This window comes from Citrobacter sp. 50677481 (assembly GCF_001463265.1).
Taxonomy (GTDB): domain Bacteria; phylum Pseudomonadota; class Gammaproteobacteria; order Enterobacterales; family Enterobacteriaceae; genus Citrobacter_A; species Citrobacter_A sedlakii.
On record NZ_LNHZ01000048.1, the window covers coordinates 153,217 to 173,715 of the forward strand.

The window sequence follows — 20,499 nt, forward strand, 5'->3', positions numbered from 1 at the left end:
AAATAAGAATTATTATTGCCGATCGCGTTGAGATGTTTAAACTGCGGGCAGTTATTCCTTGTCCGGGTAGTCTCAATGGAACTCCTTCTTCTTGTCTGGCGGCAGTATCGCTGGCCATTTATCGGCGTGATGGCGCTCAGCCTCGCCAGCGCCGCGTTAGGTATCGGGCTGATTGCCTTTATTAATCAGCGGCTGATCGAAACGGCGGATACGTCGCTCCTGGTGTTACCGGAATTCCTCGGTTTATTACTGTTGCTGATGGCGGTAACGCTGGGTTCGCAGCTGGCGTTAACCACCCTCGGCCATCACTTTGTCTATCGTCTGCGCAGTGAGTTCATCAAGCGTATTCTGGATACCCACGTCGAGCGCATCGAACAGCTCGGTAGCGCGTCGTTGCTGGCCGGACTGACCAGCGATATCCGTAACATTACTATCGCTTTTGTGCGTCTGCCGGAGCTGGTACAGGGGATTATCCTCACCGTGGGGTCCGCGGCATATCTGGCGACGCTGTCGACCAAAATGTTGCTGGTGACCGCAATCTGGATGGCGATCACCATCTGGGGCGGGTTCGTGCTTGTTGCGCGGGTCTACCGACATATGGCGACGCTGCGTGAGACGGAAGATAAGCTGTACAACGATTATCAGACGGTGCTGGAAGGGCGCAAGGAGCTGACCCTCAACCGCGAGCGGGCCGAACAGATCTTTAATCATCTGTACGTGCCGGACGCGCGGGAGTATCGCCACCATATTATTCGCGCCGATACGTTCCATCTGAGTGCAGTGAACTGGTCGAATATTATGATGCTCGGCGCCATTGGCCTGGTGTTCTGGATGGCGAATAGTCTTGGCTGGGCGGATACCAACGTCGCGGCCACGTATTCGCTGACGCTGCTGTTCCTGCGTACGCCGCTGCTGTCGGCGGTAGGGGCATTGCCGACGCTGCTGACGGCTCAGGTGGCCTTTAACAAGCTGAACACATTCGCGCTGGCGCCGTTCAGAGCGGAATTTCCCCGCCCGCAGGCGTTCGCGGACTGGAAAACCCTCGAACTGCGCGACGTCACCTTTCACTATCAGGACAACGCCTTTGCCGTGGGGCCAGTGAACCTTACCCTTCATCGCGGCGAACTGCTGTTTTTGATCGGCGGTAACGGCAGCGGCAAGTCGACGCTGGCGATGTTGCTGACGGGGCTGTACCAGCCGCAGTCCGGCGAAATTCTGCTCGACGGCAAGCCACTATCCGCAGAGAAACCGGAAGATTACCGTAAGCTGTTTTCGGCGGTATTTACCGACGTCTGGTTGTTTGATCAACTGCTTGGTCCGGAAGGCAAACCGGCAGATCCGGCGCTGGTTGAGAAGTGGCTCGCGCACCTGAAAATGGCGCACAAGCTGGAACTGCGCGACGGGCGGATCCTGAATCTTAAACTGTCAAAAGGGCAAAAAAAGCGCGTGGCGCTGCTGCTGGCGCTGGCGGAAGAGCGGGACATCATTCTGCTTGATGAATGGGCGGCTGACCAGGACCCGCACTTTCGCCGCGAATTTTATCAGGTGCTGCTGCCGCTGATGCAGGAGATGGGGAAAACCATTTTCGCCATTAGCCACGACGATCACTACTTTGTACACGCCGACCGCCTGCTGGAAATGCGTAACGGTCAACTGAGCGAGCTGGTGGGCGATGAGCGCGACGCTGCGTCGCGTGATGCGGTGGCGCGTACCGCCTGAAGCTGACAACCGTTCGCCCGATGGCCCTGCGCACGTCGGGTGAGCGGATTGTCGCCTGCCGTTTTTTTATCCGTCCGCTAATGCCGTTTATTGTTATTTACATCATCTCGCACCATGCTTAATGGCAACTCATATCATGGATTTATGATTAATGTCTGTAAAAACCAAAAACAGCGCAAGGCTGCGCGATGAAGAACGTGCGCGCCTGATCTGGCTTCTCACGACCGACAAAGCGGTCGTTTCCACCTTACTGGGCAAACTCACCCTGGCTGAGCAATATGATGTCGGTACGCTTGCCGACGATATTGCTGAGGTAGGCGCTCTGGTCGCCCATCTGCCGCCGCCGGATTTGGCGGATACCCTTGAAGCGCTGCCATCAGAGGAACGCCACGCGCTGTGGCACCTGGTTGATAAGGCAAAGCGCGGTTACGTGCTGCTCGAAGCGTCGGAAAGCGTCTGGGATGACCTGATCGACGAAATGACCGACAGGGAACTGCTCGATGCCCTGCAATATCTGGACATTGACGAACAGATCTATCTGGTGCAACACCTGCCGAGAAACCTGACCGGACGACTGCTGGCGTCATTACCGGCGGACGAGCGCGCCCGCGTGCGCCAGGTGATGCATTACGAAAAGAACCGCGTCGGCGCGATCATGGAGTTCGAGGTCATTACCGTGCGTCCCGACGTGACTCTGCAGGCGGTGCAGCGTTATTTGCGTCGGCTGGGCAAGATGCCTGAGAACACCGACAAACTGTTCGTCACCCGTCGCGATAAAACGCTGGTTGGGGAGTTGTCCCTGACCTGCATTTTACTCAACGACGTACAGCGCCAGGTCAGCGAGGTCATGGATAACGATCCCCTGACCTTTGAGCCGGAAGATATCGCGGAAAACGCGGCGCGCACGTTTGAACGTGACAACCTGGTCAGCGCGGCGGTGGTGGATCCCGCCGGCAAGCTGATGGGGCGCTTAACCATTGATGAGATCGTCGACGTGGTGTACGAAGAAACCGACAGCGATCTCCGGCGGATGGGGGGGCTGAGCGCCGAGGAAGATGTCTTTGCCCCAGTGCCGAAAGCGGTAAAAACGCGCTGGGCGTGGTTGGCTGTCAACCTCTGTACGGCGTTCATCGCCTCGCGGGTCATCGATGGGTTTGAACATACCATCTCGCAGCTGGTGGCGCTGGCCTCGCTGATGCCTATCGTTGCCGGGATAGGCGGTAATACCGGCAATCAGACCATCACCATGATCGTCCGCGCGCTGGCGTTGCAGAACATTCAGCCCGGTAACCTGAGCTTTTTGATCCTGCGTGAAATGGGCGTCGCGCTGGTGAATGGTCTCGTCTGGGGCGGGATTATGGGCGGCATCACCTGGTGGTTGTATGACGACATGGCGCTCGGCGGCGTGATGACCCTGGCGATGGTGCTCAACCTGCTGGTGGCGGCGCTGATGGGGGTCATCATCCCTATGACGATGGTCAGGCTCGGGCGCGACCCGGCGGTCGGCTCGAGCGTCATGATTACCGCGATTACCGATACCGGCGGCTTCTTTATTTTTCTTGGGCTGGCGACGCTGTTTCTTCTGTAGCGCGTTTTTTACTTCTGATAACGCGCGGAAACAGGCCCATCGCCAGCACACCGGCAACCACGCCAATCGCCAGGTTGTCGGTAGAAACCGTTGCGCCCACGGTGACCAGCATCACCAGCGTTTCTGTGACGGGCAGAGTTGACAGCGTGCTGGGCTGAATGCTGTGCCAGCTAAAGGTTTTTACCGCCACAATCACCATGATCCCCGCCAGCACCGACATGGGGATTTTTGCCATCACCTCGCTCAGAGCCGTAACCAGCAGAAGCAACACCACACCCGCGGCGAAAGTCGATACGCGGCTGCGTCCTTTCCCCATCTCAACGTTGACAATGGTCTGGCCGATCATCGCGCAGCCTGCGATCCCGCCGTAAAAACCGGCGCAGATATTGGCGATGCCCAGACCGGCGCTTTCGCGATTTTTGTTTGACGGCGTGACCGTCAGGTCGTCGACCAGCTTCGCGGTCAGCAGCGACTCCATCAGACCGACAAACGCGATGCTCAGCGCGCACGGCCAGATAATGGTCAGCGTATCCAGATTCAGCGGCACCCGCAGTTGCGTCAGTCCGGGGAGTCCGCCGCTCATTGAGCCTTCATCGCCCACCGTCGGCAGGATCTGACCGGTGGTCACCGTAAACACCGTCAATAACACAATGGCGATCAGCGGCGCGGGAACGCTTTTGATAAACCGCGGCGCCCACAGCACGATCAACAGCGTCAGGGCAAACAATCCCCAGATTAACGGGCTTTTACTCCAGAAATGGGGAACCTGGGCGAAGAAAATTAAAATACCGAGGGCGTTGACAAAGCCGGTCATCACCGCAGAGGGGATAAAGCGCATCAGACGCGCCATACCGGTCACGCCGAACAGGATTTGAATCAACCCGGCCAGAATGACCGCAGGCAGGATGTATCCCACGCCGTGCTGATGCACCATCGGACCAATTACCAGCGCCACGGAGCCCGCGGCGGCGGTTACCATCGCCGGCCGACCGCCGAGTACCGACATCGCCAGGCATAGCACCACCGAGGCGATCAGGCTGACTTTCGGATCAACGCCAGCGATAACGGAAAAGGAAATCACTTCGGGGATCAGCGCCAGCGCGGTGATCACGCCCGCCAGCGTTTCGCGCGCCAGCAGGCGTGGCGAGCGCATGACACCGCTGACGGTGTTGTCTGCCGCGACGGCAGAAGAAGGGGTTACAGACATAAATACTCTCAGGTCGGAAATGGCCTGATAACAGCAGACCGACTGGCGTCCGTGCGATGGAAACAAAGCGTCGCATAGTACCTGCCTGGCGCGCGAGTTTCCAGAAAATCTTGTGAATATCCTTATAAAAAATCAACGTATTAATAACATCTTTAAAATCTTAATATAATTTATAAACAATATTTAAATCTTATTGTTGAAATGTTAACGTTGATGCCGCTCGATTTTCACCTGCAAAAAGCAAAAAAACGATACTAAAAGTAAGGCATTACAATATGAAAAAAGTGACTGCCATGCTCTTCTCAATGGCCGTGGGGCTGAATGCTGTCTCTATGGCGGCAAAAGCGAAAGCGACGGAAGAGCAGGAAACGGACGTGCTGCTGATTGGCGGCGGCATCATGAGCGCCACATTAGGAACCTATCTGCAAGAACTGGAACCTGACTGGTCGATGACCATGGTGGAACGCCTTAACGGCGTGGCGCAGGAAAGCTCGAACGGCTGGAATAACGCCGGCACCGGGCACTCGGCGCTGATGGAGTTGAACTATACGCCTAAGAAAGCCGACGGCAGCATCAGTACCGAAAAGGCAGTCGAAATTAATGAGGCCTTCCAGATTTCCCGTCAGTTCTGGGCGCATCAGGTGAAGAACAACGTTCTGCACGATCCGCGCTCCTTTATCACCACCGTCCCGCACATGAGCTTTGTCTGGGGAGATGAGAACGTCAACTTCCTGCGTGCCCGCTACGCCGCGCTACAGCAGAGCACGCTGTTCCGTGGAATGCGCTATTCCGAAGATCATGCGCAGATTAAAGAGTGGGCGCCGCTGGTGATGGAAGGGCGCGACCCGAACCAGAAAGTGGCCGCCACGCGTACCGAAATTGGTACGGACGTCAACTATGGTGAAATCACGCGACAGCTGGTGGCCTCGCTGCAGAAAAAGCCTAACTTTGCGCTGGAGCTGAATACAGAAGTGCGCGGCTTTAAACGCAACAGCGACAACACCTGGACGGTTACCGTCGCGGATCTGAAAAAGGGTGAAGCGGAACATCAGATTAAAGCGAAGTTTGTCTTTATTGGCGCAGGCGGTGCGGCGCTGAAGCTGCTGCAGGAAACCGGTATTCCTGAAGCTAAAGACTATGCTGGTTTCCCGGTGGGCGGCCAGTTCCTGGTTGCGGAGAATCCGGACGTGGTGAATCGCCACCTGGCGAAAGTATACGGTCAGGCTTCCGTTGGCGCACCGCCGATGTCCGTCCCGCATATCGATACCCGCGTGCTGGACGGTAAGCGCGTTGTGCTGTTCGGGCCGTTCGCCACTTTCTCGACAAAATTCCTGAAAAACGGCTCGCTGTGGGATCTGCTAAGCTCCACCACCACCTCGAACTTTATGCCGATGGTGAACGTTGGAATGGATAACTTCGATCTGGTGAAATACCTGATTAGCCAGGTGATGCTGAGCGACGACGATCGATTTGAGGCACTAAAAGCGTATTATCCGCAGGCTAAAAAAGAAGACTGGCGTCTGTGGCAGGCGGGCCAGCGCGTGCAGATCATCAAGCGTGATGAAGACAAAGGTGGCGTGCTGCGTCTGGGCACCGAAGTGGTGAGCGATAAAGAAGGAACCGTTGCGGCGCTGTTAGGCGCATCGCCGGGCGCCTCCACCGCAGCACCGATCATGCTGCACCTGATGGAAACGGTATTTAAAGACAAGGTGGCGACTCCGGAATGGCAGGCGAAGCTGAAGACGATTATTCCGTCTTATGGCACGAAACTGAACGGAAATGTGGCGGCAACGGAGCAGGAGTTGCAGTACACCAGCGAAGTGCTTGGTCTGAAATACGATACGCCGCAGGCCGCGGACGTCGCGCCGAAACCCCAGCTAAAACCGCAGGCGCAACCGCAGCCCGCGCGTAAAGAAGTGGCGGATATCGCGCTTTAATCCCGAGTCGCGGTTGGCGGCACCGCCTCATCCGGCCTGCAACGAAAATCCGTAGGCCGGATGAGGCGGTGCCGCCAGCCGATAAACCGTGCCTTAACGCGCTACCGCATCCTGAATTTTCTCTTCCGCTTTCCAGATACGGTACTTCACGTCGACGTTCGCCGGGGTATACACCACGATCGGCAGTTTGCTGTTATAGCGCAGCATCCCGTCGTCGCCCAGATAAGCGGTAACAAATTTTTTCTCTTTCTTACCGTCCGGGCAGGCCATCATAGTGGAAACCGGCGAGGTGAGTTTATCAAACACATAATAGTCATAGCCCCAGCCTTCCAGCGTCTTGCTGTCCAGTTCGCCGCCCAGGCGGTGCTGATTGCAGTCGACTTCCAGCGTCTGGCCAATCAGCAGTTCTACTTTCAGGGTAGATTCGTCTTCCTGATGGGGTAGCTGAATCACCTGGCGCTTCATGCCTTTTTCCGCCTGTGGATACGGCGCGATTTTTTCCAGTGGCTGTGGGTTGCTCTCCGTTGAGGCCGCCCAGGTGGCGGTACTGGCGAAGGCAGCGAACAGAACGGCAGGGACCATTGTCTTCATTTTTGAGTTCACAGGCGTTCCTTTTATGTCTTATGAACGGTTTTAAGGTCAGGCTAACACATTCCTTTAATCAATAACTTCAGATTTACGTATTTTTAAAGTGTATAAACTCTTTGTTGGGTTTTGAAGTGGTGAATTGTTCTGATTAATTTGATTTATATAAGATAAATCGCTAACATGAATTGTTGCTGTATAAAGTATTATATAACCCTTTGATTTGTGCGCAGAAGCACATTCTGACAAGCTTCTTTAACACTCTTTTGATCCGACCACCTGTTTTACCCCGATTGGGGTATGCACCTCTGACACATCCTTTAATATCTTAGCCAACATAATAATGACGTAGTTGTAATGCGGTTTTTATTGTCGTTCACCCCGCCTGGGGGAGCGTCGTTTATGGAAGGGCGATGCCATGGTTGATCTATCCCGTCGAGGCATACTGACAGGCAGTTGGCGCAGCGCCAATAGCGGGATCCGTCCGCCGTGGAGCAGGGAAGAATCTCATTTTCTGTCTCATTGCACTCGCTGCGATGCCTGTGTCCAGGCGTGTGAAAACGACGTCCTGCAACGCGGCGCGGGCGGCTATCCGAGCGTTAATTTCAAACAAAACGAATGCAGCTTCTGCTATGCGTGCGCGCAGGCCTGCCCCGAATCTCTCTTTCTTCCGCGCCACACCAGGGCATGGGATCTGATTTTCACTCTCGGGCAAGGCTGTCTGGCGTACCAGTCGGTAGAATGCCGCCGCTGTCAGGATAGTTGCGAGCCTCAGGCGATTACCTTTCGCCCGACGCTGTCCGGCATATATCAACCGCAGCTCGACAATCTGGCCTGTAACGGATGCGGCGCGTGTGCCGCCAGTTGTCCGGTGTCAGCCATTACCGCGGAGTACAACCATGCACACTAACTGGCAGGTCTGCAGCCTGATTGTTCAGGCCAAAGGCGAACATTTACAGGATATCAGCGCGCGGGTGAACGCCTTTTCGGGTTGCGAAGTGGCGGTCAGTGACACCGAAAGCGGTCAGCTGATTGTGGTCGTCGAAGCAGAACACAGTGAAACGCTGATGCAAACAATTGAGTCGGTACGCAACGTTGCGGGCGTGCTGGCGGTGTCGCTGGTTTATCACCAGCAGGAAGAGCAAGGTGAGGAAACACCATGAAACTCAGTCGTCGTAGCTTTATGAAAGCTAACGCCGTTGCGGCCGCTGCGGCGGCTGCCGGGCTAAGCGTGCCGGGCGTCGCCCGCGCAGTTGTGGGTCAGCAGGAAGCCATTAAATGGGATAAAGCGCCCTGCCGTTTTTGCGGTACGGGCTGTGGCGTTCTGGTGGGAACCCAGCAGGGGCGTATCGTCGCCTGTCAGGGCGACCCGGACGCGCCGGTTAACCGTGGTCTGAACTGCATCAAGGGCTACTTTCTGCCCAAAATCATGTACGGCGATGATCGTTTAACGCAGCCGTTGCTGCGCATGAAAGACGGAAAATACAGCAAAGACGGCGAATTTACGCCGATCAGCTGGGATCAGGCTTTCGACGTGATGGAAGAGAAATTCAAAACCTCACTGAAAGAGAAAGGCCCGGAATCTATCGGTATGTTTGGTTCCGGTCAGTGGACCATCTGGGAAGGCTACGCCGCGGCGAAACTGTTTAAAGCCGGTTTTCGTTCAAACAACATCGATCCAAACGCCCGCCATTGTATGGCGTCGGCGGTGGTTGGTTTTATGCGCACCTTCGGGATGGATGAACCGATGGGCTGCTATGACGATATTGAGCACACCGACGCTTTCGTGCTGTGGGGCGCCAACATGGCGGAGATGCACCCGATCCTCTGGTCACGCATCACCAACCGTCGTCTGTCCGATCCGAACGTGACCGTCGCCGTACTGTCCACCTTCCAGCATCGTAGCTTTGAGCTGGCGGACAACGGCATGATCTTCACTCCGCAGACTGACCTGGTGATCCTCAACTACATCGCGAACTACATCATTCAGAACAACGCGATTAACCAGGATTTCTTCAGTAAACACGTCAACGTGCGCAAAGGGGTGACCGATATTGGTTACGGCCTGCGTCCGACCCATCCGCTGGAGAAAGCGGCGAAGAACCCCGGCTCCGACGCCTCCGAACCGATGGGCTTTGAAGATTACAAAGCCTTTGTTGCGGAATACACGCTGGACAAGACCGCCGAAATGACCGGCGTGCCCAAAGATCAGCTGGAAAAACTGGCGCAGCTGTACGCCGATCCGAATAAAAAAGTGATCTCCTACTGGACGATGGGCTTCAACCAGCATACCCGCGGCGTGTGGGCCAACAACCTGGTGTACAACATTCACCTGTTGACCGGTAAAATCGCCCAGCCGGGTTGCGGACCGTTCTCGCTGACCGGTCAGCCTTCCGCCTGCGGCACCGCGCGTGAAGTGGGGACGTTCTCCCACCGTCTGCCGGCGGACATGGTGGTGACCAACGAAAAACACCGCGATATCTGTGAGAAGCACTGGAATATCCCGGCGGGGACGATTCCGGCGAAGGTGGGGCTTCACGCTGTCGCTCAGGACCGGGCGTTGAAAGACGGTAAGCTTAACGTCTACTGGACAATGTGTACCAACAATATGCAGGCCGGTCCGAACATCAATGAAGAGCGTATGCCTGGCTGGCGCGATCCGCGCAACTTTATCATTGTCTCCGATCCGTATCCGACCGTCAGTGCGCTGGCCGCCGACCTGATCCTGCCCACTGCGATGTGGGTGGAAAAAGAGGGGGCTTACGGCAACGCCGAGCGTCGCACCCAGTTCTGGCGTCAGCAAATTAAAGCGCCGGGAGAGGCCAAATCCGACCTGTGGCAACTGGTGCAGTTCTCGCGCCGTTTCAAAACCGAGGAGGTGTGGCCGGAAGAACTGCTGGCGAAGAAACCGGAACTGCGCGGTAAAACGCTGTACGACGTGCTGTTTGCCACCCCGGCGGTCACGAAGTTCCCGGTGGCGGAGCTGAAAGAGGATCAGCTTAACGATGAGTCCCGCGAGCTGGGCTTCTATCTGCAAAAAGGGCTGTTCGAAGAATACGCGTGGTTTGGACGCGGTCACGGTCACGATCTGGCCCCGTTCGACGATTATCACAAGGCGCGGGGGCTGCGCTGGCCGGTAGTGGACGGCAAAGAGACGCAGTGGCGCTACAGCGAAGGCCATGACCCGTACGTGAAGGCGGGCGAGGGCTACAAATTCTATGGCAAGCCAGACGGCAAAGCGGTGATCTTCGCGCTGCCGTTTGAGCCAGCCGCCGAATCGCCTGACAAAGAGTATGACCTGTGGCTCTCAACCGGCCGCGTACTGGAGCACTGGCATACCGGCAGTATGACCCGCCGCGTGCCGGAATTGCACCGCGCGTTCCCGGAAGCGGTGCTGTTTATCCATCCGTTGGATGCGAAAGCCCGCGATCTGCGTCGTGGCGACAAAGTGAAGGTGATCTCCCGTCGTGGCGAGGTTGTTTCGATTGTCGAAACCCGTGGACGTAACCGTCCGCCGCAGGGGCTGGTGTACATGCCGTTCTTCGACGCCGCGCAGCTGGTGAACAACCTGACGCTGGACGCGACGGATCCGCTCTCTAAAGAGACGGATTTCAAGAAGTGCGCCGTGAAACTGGCGAAGGTGTAAGCCATCATGTCCCGGTCAGCGAAACCGCAAAATGGCCGCCGCCGCTTTCTGCGCGACGTGGTTCGCACAGCGGGCGGGCTGGCAGCTGTAGGCGTGGCGCTGGGGCTGCAACAGCAGACCGCGCGAGCCACAGGCGTGCGGCTGCGCCCGCCCGGCGCGCTGAGCGAAAACGCGTTCGCCAGCGCCTGCGTGCGCTGCGGGCAGTGCGTACAGGCGTGTCCGTACGACACCTTAAAGCTGGCGACGCTGGCGTCGGGTTTGTCGGCGGGAACACCCTATTTTGTTGCCCGCGATATTCCCTGCGAAATGTGCGAAGACATTCCGTGCGCCAGGGTCTGCCCCAGTGGAGCGCTGGATAAAGACATCGAATCCATTGATGACTCGCGCATGGGGCTGGCGGTGCTGTTGGATCAGGAAAACTGCCTGAACTTTCAGGGACTGCGTTGCGACGTCTGTTATCGCGAGTGCCCGAAAATCGACGAGGCCATCACGCTGGAGCTGGATCGCAATATGCGTACCGGCAAGCATGCGCGATTTCTTCCCACCGTTCACAGCGACGCCTGTACCGGCTGCGGTAAGTGCGAAAAAGTCTGCGTCCTGGAACAGCCCGCCATCAAGGTGCTGCCGCTGTCGTTGGCGAAAGGGGAGTTAGGCCACCATTACCGCTTCGGTTGGCTGGAGGGGAACGATGGCAAATCGTAAACGTGACGCCGGGCGCGAAGCGCTGGCGAAAAAAGGCTGGTGGCGCAGTCACCGTTGGCTGGCGCTTCGCCGCCTCAGCCAGTTTGCGGTGCTGGGCATGTTTCTTAGCGGACCGTGGTTTGGGGTGTGGATCCTGCATGGCAACTACTCCGGTAGCCTGTTGCTGGACACCATCCCGCTGACCGATCCGCTGATGACCCTGCAAAGCCTGGCGAGCGGTCATCTGCCCGCAGCGCTGGCGCTGACCGGGGCGGTGATTATTGCTCTGCTGTACGCCCTGGCAGGAAAGCGATTGTTTTGCAGTTGGGTCTGTCCGCTGAATCCCGTGACCGATTTTGCGGCCTGGCTGCGCAGAAGATTTGACCTGAATCAGTCCGCAACGCTGCCGCGTCATATACGGTACGTGCTGCTGGTTGTGGTCCTGGTCGGATCGGCCCTGACCGGAACGCTGCTGTGGGAATGGATCAACCCCGTCTCCCTGATGGGGCGTAGCCTGGTGATGGGCTTTGGTAGCGGCGCACTGCTGATTATCGCTCTGTTTTTGTTTGATTTACTGGTCGTTGAACACGGCTGGTGCGGACATCTCTGTCCTTTAGGCGCGCTGTATGGCGTGCTGGGTAGCAAAGGCGCATTAACCGTTGCGGCGACTGACCGACAGAAATGTAACCGCTGTATGGACTGTTTTCATGTTTGCCCGGAACCGCATGTGCTACGTGCCCCGGTGCTGGATGAGCAAAGCCCGGTGCAGGTCACCAGTCGCGATTGCATGACCTGCGGTCGCTGCGTGGATGTCTGTTCTGAGGATGTATTTACAATAACTACACGATGGAGTTCGGGAGCGAAATCATGAAAAGCCATGACCTGAAGAAAGCGCTGTGTCAATGGACGGCCCTGCTTGCCCTGGTAGTCAGCGGCGCGGTCTGGGCGGCAAACGGAGTGGATTTTAGCCAGTCGCCGGAAGTGTCCGGTACGCAGGAAGGGGCGATTCGCATGCCGAAAGAGCAGGAGCGTATGCCGCTGAATTATGTCAACCAGCCGCCGATGATTCCCCATAGCGTCGAGGGTTATCAGGTGACCACTAACACTAACCGCTGTCTGCAATGCCACGGCGTAGAAAGCTATCGCACCACTGGCGCGCCGCGCATCAGCCCGACGCACTTTATGGACAGCGACGGTAAAGTGCTGGCGGAAGTGGCGCCGCGTCGTTATTTCTGCTTGCAGTGTCACGTCCCGCAGGCCGATGCCGCGCCGATTGTTGGCAACAGCTTTACGCCATCCAAAGGTTACGGAAAATAAGAGGTCGTTATGGAAAATGCTAACCGTAAACCTGGCCGGATTAAGCGCCTCTGGCAATGGTGGCGTCGCCCCAGTCGCCTGGCGCTGGGCACGCTGCTGTTAATCGGGTTCGTTGGCGGCATTATTTTCTGGGGTGGATTCAACACCGGGATGGAAAAAGCCAACACCGAAGCGTTCTGCATCAGCTGCCACGAAATGCGTAACACAGTGTACCAGGAATACATGGAAACCGTGCACTACAACAACCGCAGCGGTGTGCGCGCAACCTGTCCGGACTGCCATGTGCCGCACGAATGGGGACCGAAGATGATCCGCAAGATCAAGGCCAGCAAAGAGCTGTATGCCAAAGCGCTCGGCCTGATCGATACGCCGCAGAAATTCGAAGATCATCGCCTCACTATGGCGCAAAACGAATGGCGAAGAATGAAAGACAATAATTCGCAGGAGTGTCGCAATTGTCACAACTTCGAATTCATGGACTTAACTGCCCAAAAAGGCGTCGCGGCGAAAATGCACGACCAGGCGGTGAAAGACGGCCAAACCTGTATTGACTGCCATAAAGGGATTGCCCATAAGCTTCCCGATATGCGCGACGTTAAGCCGGGCTTCTGACGGGATGGTAATGAGTGGGTAGTATGCTTGAAGCCAGAAAGTTGCTCTGCGAACGGGATGAGCGGATCTTATTCAGCGATTTGTCGTTCCGGGTCAACGCGGGTGAGTGGATACAAATCACCGGGCGCAACGGCGCGGGGAAAACAACCCTGCTGCGGTTGCTGACGGGGCTTGCTCGCCCCGACGCCGGGGAGGTGTGCTGGCAAGGGCAACCGCTGCATCGTGTGCGGGACAGCTACCATCAAAATTTGTTGTGGATTGGACATCAGCCGGGCATAAAAACCCGGCTGACGGCGTTGGAGAACCTGCGCTTTTTCCATCAGGACGGCGACACCGCGCAGTGCCTGGCGGCATTGGCGCAGGCTGGTCTTGCCGGATACGAAGATCTTCCCGTTAATCAACTTTCTGCCGGTCAGCAGCGCCGGGTGGCGTTAGCGCGCTTGTGGTTGACCCACGCCCGGCTGTGGATCCTCGACGAACCTTTTACCGCGATCGATGTGAACGGCGTTGAACGCCTGACGCAGCGCATGGCGCAACATACCGACCATGGGGGGATGGTTCTCCTCACCACTCACCAGCCGCTGAACGTCGCCGCAGATCGCATTCGTCGCATCGCGCTTAACGCCGTGAGGGAAGCGTTATGATGTGGCGTATTTTCCGGCAAGAGCTGCGCGTCGCGTTTCGCCATAGCGCGGAAATCGCCAACCCGCTGTGGTTCTTCCTGATCGTTATTACGCTGTTTCCCCTGAGCATCGGCCCCGAGCCACAGCTGCTGGCGCGTATTGCCCCTGGCATTATCTGGGTCGCCGCACTGCTGGCCTCACTGCTGGCGCTGGAGCGACTGTTTCGCGACGATCTGCAGGACGGCAGCCTTGAACAACTGATGTTGCTGCCGATCCCCCTGCCAGTGGTGGTGCTGGCGAAAGTGCTGGCCCACTGGGTGGTGACGGGCTTACCGCTGTTGATCCTTTCTCCGTTAGTGGCGCTGCTGCTGGGCATGGACATTTACGGCTGGAAAATTATGGCGCTGACGCTCTTGCTGGGAACGCCGACGCTGAGCTTTCTCGGTGCGCCGGGGGTGGGGCTCACGGTCGGACTGAAGCGCGGCGGCGTGTTGCTGAGCGTGCTGGTGCTGCCCTTGACCATTCCCCTACTGATTTTTGCGACCGCCGCTATGGACGCGGCGTCAATGCATTTACCGGTCGACGGTTACATGGCGATTTTAGGCGCGCTACTGGCGGGAAGCGCGACGTTGAGTCCGTTTGCGACAGCGGCGGCGTTACGTATCAGCGTGCAGTAGACCGGTACAGGCTGTAGGCCGGAGAAGGCGAAGCCGCCCCCGGCGCCACGGAATTTCATTGGTTTAGAGAGGTCTGGTGACTTATATGTGGAAAACACTTCATCAACTGGCTATGCCCCCACGGCTGTATCAGATCTGCGGCTGGTTCGTCCCGTGGCTGGCCGTCGCCAGCGTCATCGTCCTGGCGACCGGCTGGATTTGGGGATTCGGCTTTGCCCCTGCGGATTATCAACAGGGGCAGAGCTACCGCATTATTTATCTGCACGTTCCGGCGGCGATCTGGTCGATGGGGATATACGCCGCCATGGCGGTAGCGGCGTTTATCGGTCTGGTCTGGCAGTTGAAAATGGCAAACCTGGCGCTGGCCGCGATGGCGCCGATTGGCGCGGTGTTCACCTTTATCGCCTTGGTGACTGGCTCCGCGTGGGGCAAACCCATGTGGGGCACCTGGTGGGTGTGGGACGCGCGGCTGACCTCTGAACTGGTGCTGCTGTTTCTCTATGTTGGCGCCATTGCGCTCTGGCACGCTTTTGACGATCGCAAGATGGCCGGGCGCGCGGCGGGGATCCTGGTGCTGATCGGCGTCGTTAACCTGCCCATCATCCATTACTCCGTGGAGTGGTGGAATACCTTACACCAGGGCTCGACCCGGATGCAGCAAAGCATTGACCCGGCGATGCGTACGCCGCTGCGCCTGGCAATTGTCGGCTATCTGCTGCTGTTTATCACGCTGACGCTGATGCGCATGCGTAACCTGATTCTGATGATGGAAAAACGCCGCCCGTGGGTGAGCGAACTGATTTTAAAAAGGGGCCGCCAATGACCACTGCATTTGCATCCTGGAGTGAATTTTTCGCCATGGGCGGCTACGCCTTTTATGTCTGGCTGGCCGTGGCGATGAGCGTGATTCCGCTGGCAGTATTGGTTGCGCATACCGCTACCCGGCAGCGGGCCATTTTGCGCGAGGTTGCCCAACAGCGGGCGCGCGAAGCGCGGATGCGCGCCGCCCAGACTCAGCAGGAGGCCGCGTGAATATTCGACGTCGAAACCGCTTATGGATAGCCTGCGGTGTGCTGGCAGGGCTGGCGCTGACCATTACGCTGGTGCTGTATGCGCTGCGTTCCAATATCGATCTGTTTTATACCCCCGGCGAGATCCTTTATGGCAAGCGAGAAACCCAGGAGATGCCGGAAGTTGGCCAGCGCCTGCGCGTCGGCGGCATGGTGATGCCCGGCAGCGTGAAGCGCGATCCGGACACCCTGAAGGTTAATTTCAGTATTTATGACGCTGAAGGCGTGGTGGATGTGAGCTACGAAGGCATACTCCCGGATCTGTTCCGTGAAGGGCAGGGCGTCGTGGTGCAGGGGGAACTCGGCGAGAAAAACCATATCCAGGCGAAAGAGGTGCTGGCGAAACATGACGAAAACTACACGCCGCCGGAAGTGGAGAAAGCGATGCAGGAAAACCACCGCCGCCCGGAAAGCGTGTATAAGGATGCGTCGTCATGATGCCTGAAATCGGCAATGCGCTGCTCTGCCTGGCGCTGGGTGTCGCGCTCCTGCTTTCCATATATCCGTTATGGGGCGTGGCGCGTGGCGACGCGCGGATGATGGCCTCGGCGAGACCCTTTGCCTGGCTGCTGTTTATTCTGGTAATGGGCGCATTTTTGGTGCTGGTCAACGCTTTCGTGGTCAATGATTTCACCGTGATTTACGTTGCCAGCAACTCGAATACCCAACTGCCGGTGTGGTACCGGGTTGCCGCAACCTGGGGCGCCCACGAAGGCTCTCTGCTGCTGTGGGTGCTGCTGATGAGCGGCTGGACCTTCGCCGTGGCGCTGTTTTCGCAACGGATGCCGCTGGATATCGTCGCCCGCGTACTGGCGGTAATGGGGATGGTCAGCGTTGGCTTCCTGTTGTTTATACTCTTCACCTCCAACCCGTTTGCCCGCACGCTGCCCGATTTCCCCATTGAAGGGCGCGACCTGAACCCGCTGCTGCAGGATCCGGGGCTTATTTTCCATCCGCCGCTGTTGTATATGGGCTACGTCGGCTTCTCGGTGGCCTTTGCTTTTGCCATTGCCGCGTTGCTGAGTGGCCGTCTGGACAGCACTTTCGCCCGCTTCTCGCGCCCGTGGACGCTCGCGGCGTGGGTGTTCCTGACGCTCGGCATTGTGCTCGGTTCGGCCTGGGCTTACTACGAACTTGGCTGGGGCGGCTGGTGGTTCTGGGACCCGGTAGAAAATGCGTCGTTTATGCCGTGGCTGGTGGGAACGGCGCTGATGCACTCGCTGGCGGTGACTGAACAGCGCGCCAGCTTTAAAGCGTGGACGCTGCTGCTTTCCATCAGCGCCTTTTCGCTCTGTTTGCTCGGCACCTTCCTTGTGCGCTCCGGGGTGCTGGTATCGGTACACGCCTTTGCCTCCGATCCGTCACGCGGTATGTTTATCCTCGCCTTTATGGTGCTGGTGATTGGCGGATCGCTGCTGCTGTTTGCTACCCGGGGGCACAAGGTTCGTTCACGGGTGAACAATGCGCTCTGGTCGCGTGAGTCGCTGCTGCTCGGTAACAACGTGCTGCTGATTGCCGCGATGTTAGTGGTGCTGTTAGGGACGCTGCTGCCGCTGGTGCACAAGCAGCTGGGGCTGGGCAGTATTTCCATCGGCGAGCCATTCTTTAATACCATGTTTACCTGGCTGATGGCGCCGTTTGCGCTGCTGCTGGGCATTGGACCGCTGGTGCGCTGGGGGCGGGATCGCCCGCGTAAGCTGCAACGCCTGTTGGTCGTCGCCCTTGTCAGTACGTTGGCGCTCTCTTTCCTGCTGCCGTGGCTGTTTGAGGATAACATCGTCGCGATGACGGTGGTCGGGCTGGTGATGGCCTGCTGGGTGTTCGTGCTGGCGATCGCCGAGGTGGCGCAGCGCGTTACCCGCGGCACTAAAATGACGCCGGGCTACTGGGGGATGGTATTAGGGCACGTTGGCCTGGCGGTGACTATCGTGGGTATCGCGTTTAGCCAGAACTACAGCGTTGAGCGCGATGTACGCATGAAGGCGGGCGATAGCGTTGATATTCATGAATATCGCTTTACCTTCCGCGAAGTGAAAGAGATCACCGGACCAAACTACCGGGGCGGCGTAGCGATTATCGGCGTTACGCGGAACGGGAAGGCGGAAGCGACGCTGCATGCGGAAAAACGTTTTTACAACAGCACCCGTTCGATGATGACGGAAGCGGCAATTGACGGCGGGATCACCCGCGATCTTTACGCAGCGCTGGGTGAAGAGCTGGAAAACGGCGCATGGGCGGTACGCCTGTATTACAAACCGTTTATCCGCTGGATTTGGGCGGGCGGGCTGCTGATGGCGCTGGGCGGGCTGTTCTGCCTGTTCGATCCGCGCTACCGCAAGCGCAAGCAACCGCAAAACACGGCGCCGGAGGCAGTATGAAGCGCAACGTACTTTTGATCCCATTGATAATTTTTCTGCTGATTGCGGCGGCGTTGCTGTGGCAGCTGGCGCGTAACGCCGAAGGGGATACGCCAACCAACCTTGAGTCGGCGCTGGTGGGTAAACCGGTGCCCACGTTCCGCCTTGAGTCGCTGGAGAACCCCGGCAAGCACTATGAAGCGGATGTCCTGACCCAGGGCAAACCGGTGCTGCTTAACGTCTGGGCAACATGGTGTCCGACTTGTCGCGCCGAGCATCAGTATCTGAATCAGCTGTCAGCGCAGGGTATTCGCGTGGTGGGTATGAACTATAAAGACGACCGACAGAAAGCGATCGCCTGGCTGAAAGAATTAGGAAATCCTTATGCCCTGAGCCTGTTTGACGGCGACGGGATGCTGGGACTGGATCTGGGCGTGTATGGCGCGCCGGAAACCTTCCTCATCGACGGTAACGGCATTATTCGCTATCGCCACGCCGGTGATTTGAACGCCCGGGTATGGGAAAGTGAGATCAAGCCGCTGTGGGAGAAGTACAGCAAGGAGGCCGCGCAATGAGGACTCTGTTAGGCGCGCTGATGCTGCTGCTTTCAGCGAACACGATGGCCACTATTGATGTCATGCAGTTTAAGGACGAGGCGCAGGAACAACAGTTTCGCCAGCTCACCGAGCAGCTTCGCTGTCCAAAATGCCAGAATAACAGCATTGCCGATTCCAACTCGATGATCGCGACCGATCTGCGCCAGAAGGTATATGAGCTGATGCAGGAAGGAAAAAGCCAGAAAGAGATCGTCGACTACATGGTGGCGCGCTACGGCAATTTTGTGACTTACGATCCGCCGCTGACGCCGTTGACCATCCTGCTGTGGGTGCTTCCTGTCGCGGCGATCGGCGCCGGAGGCTGGATAATTTACGCGCGCTCGCGTCGCCGGGTAAGGGTGAAACAGGACGCTTTTACTGACGAGCAGCCTGCACTGGCGGGTAAGCGCGCCGGGTTTGGCGCGTATCTGCCGGGCATAGTGATTGCCCTGGCGGTTGGCGGCGTTAGCTATTCTCAGACCGGAAACTTTCGTCAGGTACAAATCTGGCAGCAGGCGACGGCGCAAACGCCGGCACTGCTGGAACGTGCGCTGGATCCGAACGCCCAGCCTCTGAATGAAGAGGAGATGACCCGCCTGGCGCTGGGCCTGAGAACCCGCCTGCAGGATGATGCGGCAAATGTGGAAGGTTGGATCATGCTGGGGCGGATTGGCATGGTGTTAGGCAACGCCAGCACCGCTACCGAGGCCTATGCCAACGCGTATCGGCTGGATCCGAAGAACAGCGATGCCGCGCTTGGCTACGCCGAGGCGCTGACTCGTTCTTCCGATCCTGACGATAATCTGCGCGGCGGGGAACTGCTTCGACAACTGGTGCGCAGCGACCATGCCAATGTTCGGCTACTGAGCATGTATGCCTTTAACGCCTTCGAGCAGCAGCGCTTTGGCGAAGCGGTGGCGGCCTGGGAAATGATGCTGAAACTGTTGCCCGCCAACGATACCCGCCGCGCGGTTATCGAACGCAGTATTGCGCAGGCGTTACAGCAGCTTTCGCCGCCGAAGGAGTAACCTTACGGCTGCCCGATGGCGTTACGCTTATCGGGCCTGAATGACTGTGAGCGGTGGTCCGGATAAGACGCGTTGCGTTGTTATCCGGTAGCAGATAGCTGTGTGACTTTATTGCATCCCGCGCGTTTGCAGGAAAAGGATAGTGGCCGCAACGCGCGAACGCACGTTGAGCTTACGCAGCAGATTGCGGATATGCACTTTTACCGTTTGTTCGGAAATGTTCAGCGCCGAGGCGATCTGTTTATTCGACAGCCCCTGCGCCAGTTCGTGCAGAACGTCCAGTTCCCGCTCGGTCAGTACGCTAAAGGGATCGTCCTGCTCGCCGAACAGTTCCCGTTCGCGCAGGTATTCGCTTACCCGTTCACTGAAGACCTTACCGCCGTTAGCGCCCTTGCGAATGGCTTCCAGTAAGACTTCCGGATCGCTGTCCTTCAGCAGATAGCCGTCTGCGCCTGCATCGATCAGCGCATACACATCGCTGGCGGAATCCGACACGGTGAGAATAATAATTTGCGCCGTTACGCCGTCCCGACGCAGGGCGTTAAGGGTATCCAGACCGCTCAGACCTTTCATATTCAGATCGAGCAGGATCAAATCCAGGTCGAGACGGTTCGCCAGATCAATCGCCGTTGCGCCATCGCCCGCTTCGGCAACCACGTCAAATGCGGGGTCCAGTTCCAGTAATTGACGAATACCGCGCCGCATAAGGGGGTGGTCGTCTACAACCAGCACCTGAAAAGGCGTTGCTTCAGGCATAGTTATCTCCCGAGATTTTCTTAGCATCATTATTGTTATTAGCGCATAAATCGTCCAGATTCATCGCGTCGAAAAGCAGGGTAATTTTACCCCAATTTAC

General features: G+C 57.5%; 21 protein-coding genes. 18 read left to right on the forward strand and 3 right to left on the reverse strand.

Annotation, left to right across the window (positions count from 1 at the left end; all coding sequences use genetic code 11):
* Positions 1-75: 75 nt before the first annotated feature.
* Together APU02_RS12225 and mgtE are read left to right on the forward strand one after the other, a co-directional pair.
* Positions 76-1,719, forward strand: a complete 1,644-nt coding sequence (locus tag APU02_RS12225) for a multidrug ABC transporter permease/ATP-binding protein (protein WP_042290557.1) — start codon at positions 76-78, stop codon at positions 1,717-1,719.
* A 151-nt stretch (positions 1,720-1,870) separates the two neighbouring features.
* Positions 1,871-3,307, forward strand: coding sequence for a magnesium transporter (gene mgtE / locus APU02_RS12230; protein ID WP_042290555.1), 1,437 nt, complete (start codon positions 1,871-1,873; stop codon positions 3,305-3,307).
* Here the strand turns inward: mgtE and APU02_RS12235 are convergent.
* Positions 3,270-4,514, reverse strand: coding sequence for a SulP family inorganic anion transporter (locus APU02_RS12235; RefSeq protein WP_060570140.1), 1,245 nt, complete (start codon positions 4,512-4,514; stop codon positions 3,270-3,272). The two genes, mgtE and APU02_RS12235, sit on opposite strands and share 38 nt — an antisense overlap.
* Positions 4,515-4,789: 275 nt before the next feature.
* Here APU02_RS12235 and mqo point away from each other — a divergent pair, with 275 nt between their 5' ends.
* Positions 4,790-6,451 (forward strand): malate dehydrogenase (quinone), encoded by a 1,662-nt coding sequence (gene mqo / locus APU02_RS12240; protein ID WP_060570141.1) that lies wholly within the window; start codon positions 4,790-4,792, stop codon positions 6,449-6,451.
* A 93-nt stretch (positions 6,452-6,544) separates the two neighbouring features.
* Here mqo and eco read toward each other — a convergent pair whose 3' ends face one another.
* Complete coding sequence (gene eco / locus APU02_RS12245) at positions 6,545-7,042, reverse strand: serine protease inhibitor ecotin (RefSeq protein WP_060570161.1); 498 nt, start codon at positions 7,040-7,042, stop codon at positions 6,545-6,547.
* A 412-nt stretch (positions 7,043-7,454) separates the two neighbouring features.
* Here eco and napF point away from each other — a divergent pair, with 412 nt between their 5' ends.
* The 15 genes from napF (at position 7,455) to APU02_RS12320 (ending at position 19,643) form a co-directional block, all read left to right on the forward strand.
* Positions 7,455-7,946, forward strand: a complete 492-nt coding sequence (gene napF, locus APU02_RS12250) for a ferredoxin-type protein NapF (protein WP_042290548.1) — start codon at positions 7,455-7,457, stop codon at positions 7,944-7,946.
* Positions 7,936-8,199, forward strand: coding sequence for a chaperone NapD (gene napD, locus APU02_RS12255; protein ID WP_042290545.1), 264 nt, complete (start codon positions 7,936-7,938; stop codon positions 8,197-8,199). The genes napF and napD overlap by 11 nt, the downstream gene beginning before the upstream one ends.
* Positions 8,196-10,682, forward strand: coding sequence for a nitrate reductase catalytic subunit NapA (gene napA, locus APU02_RS12260; RefSeq protein WP_060570142.1), 2,487 nt, complete (start codon positions 8,196-8,198; stop codon positions 10,680-10,682). Before napD ends, napA begins: the two co-directional genes overlap by 4 nt.
* A 6-nt stretch (positions 10,683-10,688) precedes the next feature.
* Positions 10,689-11,384 (forward strand): ferredoxin-type protein NapG, encoded by a 696-nt coding sequence (gene napG / locus APU02_RS12265; RefSeq protein WP_060570143.1) that lies wholly within the window; start codon positions 10,689-10,691, stop codon positions 11,382-11,384.
* Complete coding sequence (gene napH, locus APU02_RS12270) at positions 11,371-12,234, forward strand: quinol dehydrogenase ferredoxin subunit NapH (RefSeq protein ID WP_042290537.1); 864 nt, start codon at positions 11,371-11,373, stop codon at positions 12,232-12,234. Before napG ends, napH begins: the two co-directional genes overlap by 14 nt.
* Entirely contained in the window at positions 12,231-12,680 is a 450-nt protein-coding gene (gene napB / locus APU02_RS12275; protein WP_042290535.1) for a nitrate reductase cytochrome c-type subunit, read from the forward strand. Before napH ends, napB begins: the two co-directional genes overlap by 4 nt.
* Positions 12,681-12,689: 9 nt before the next feature.
* Positions 12,690-13,292 (forward strand): cytochrome c-type protein NapC, encoded by a 603-nt coding sequence (napC, locus tag APU02_RS12280; RefSeq protein WP_042290532.1) that lies wholly within the window; start codon positions 12,690-12,692, stop codon positions 13,290-13,292.
* Positions 13,293-13,315: 23 nt separating this feature from the next.
* Complete coding sequence (gene ccmA, locus APU02_RS12285; protein WP_060570144.1) at positions 13,316-13,936, forward strand: cytochrome c biogenesis heme-transporting ATPase CcmA; 621 nt, start codon at positions 13,316-13,318, stop codon at positions 13,934-13,936.
* Entirely contained in the window at positions 13,933-14,592 is a 660-nt protein-coding gene (gene ccmB, locus APU02_RS12290; protein WP_042290527.1) for a heme exporter protein CcmB, read from the forward strand. The genes ccmA and ccmB overlap by 4 nt, the downstream gene beginning before the upstream one ends.
* Positions 14,593-14,677: 85 nt before the next feature.
* Entirely contained in the window at positions 14,678-15,415 is a 738-nt protein-coding gene (locus APU02_RS12295; RefSeq protein ID WP_042290523.1) for a heme ABC transporter permease, read from the forward strand.
* Entirely contained in the window at positions 15,412-15,624 is a 213-nt protein-coding gene (gene ccmD / locus APU02_RS12300) for a heme exporter protein CcmD (protein WP_042290520.1), read from the forward strand. The genes APU02_RS12295 and ccmD overlap by 4 nt, the downstream gene beginning before the upstream one ends.
* Complete coding sequence (gene ccmE / locus APU02_RS12305) at positions 15,621-16,100, forward strand: cytochrome c maturation protein CcmE (protein ID WP_042290518.1); 480 nt, start codon at positions 15,621-15,623, stop codon at positions 16,098-16,100. Before ccmD ends, ccmE begins: the two co-directional genes overlap by 4 nt.
* Positions 16,097-18,040, forward strand: a complete 1,944-nt coding sequence (locus APU02_RS12310) for a heme lyase CcmF/NrfE family subunit (RefSeq protein WP_042290515.1) — start codon at positions 16,097-16,099, stop codon at positions 18,038-18,040. Before ccmE ends, APU02_RS12310 begins: the two co-directional genes overlap by 4 nt.
* Positions 18,037-18,594: a thiol:disulfide interchange protein DsbE gene (gene dsbE, locus APU02_RS12315; RefSeq protein ID WP_060570145.1), complete on the forward strand. Its 558-nt coding sequence runs from the start codon at positions 18,037-18,039 to the stop codon at positions 18,592-18,594. The genes APU02_RS12310 and dsbE overlap by 4 nt, the downstream gene beginning before the upstream one ends.
* Complete coding sequence (locus APU02_RS12320) at positions 18,591-19,643, forward strand: cytochrome c-type biogenesis protein CcmH (RefSeq protein WP_060570146.1); 1,053 nt, start codon at positions 18,591-18,593, stop codon at positions 19,641-19,643. The genes dsbE and APU02_RS12320 overlap by 4 nt, the downstream gene beginning before the upstream one ends.
* A 108-nt stretch (positions 19,644-19,751) precedes the next feature.
* Here the strand turns inward: APU02_RS12320 and narP are convergent, their stop codons facing one another.
* Positions 19,752-20,399 (reverse strand): nitrate/nitrite response regulator protein NarP, encoded by a 648-nt coding sequence (gene narP / locus APU02_RS12325; protein WP_060570147.1) that lies wholly within the window; start codon positions 20,397-20,399, stop codon positions 19,752-19,754.
* Between the last annotated feature and the right edge of the window lie 100 nt (positions 20,400-20,499).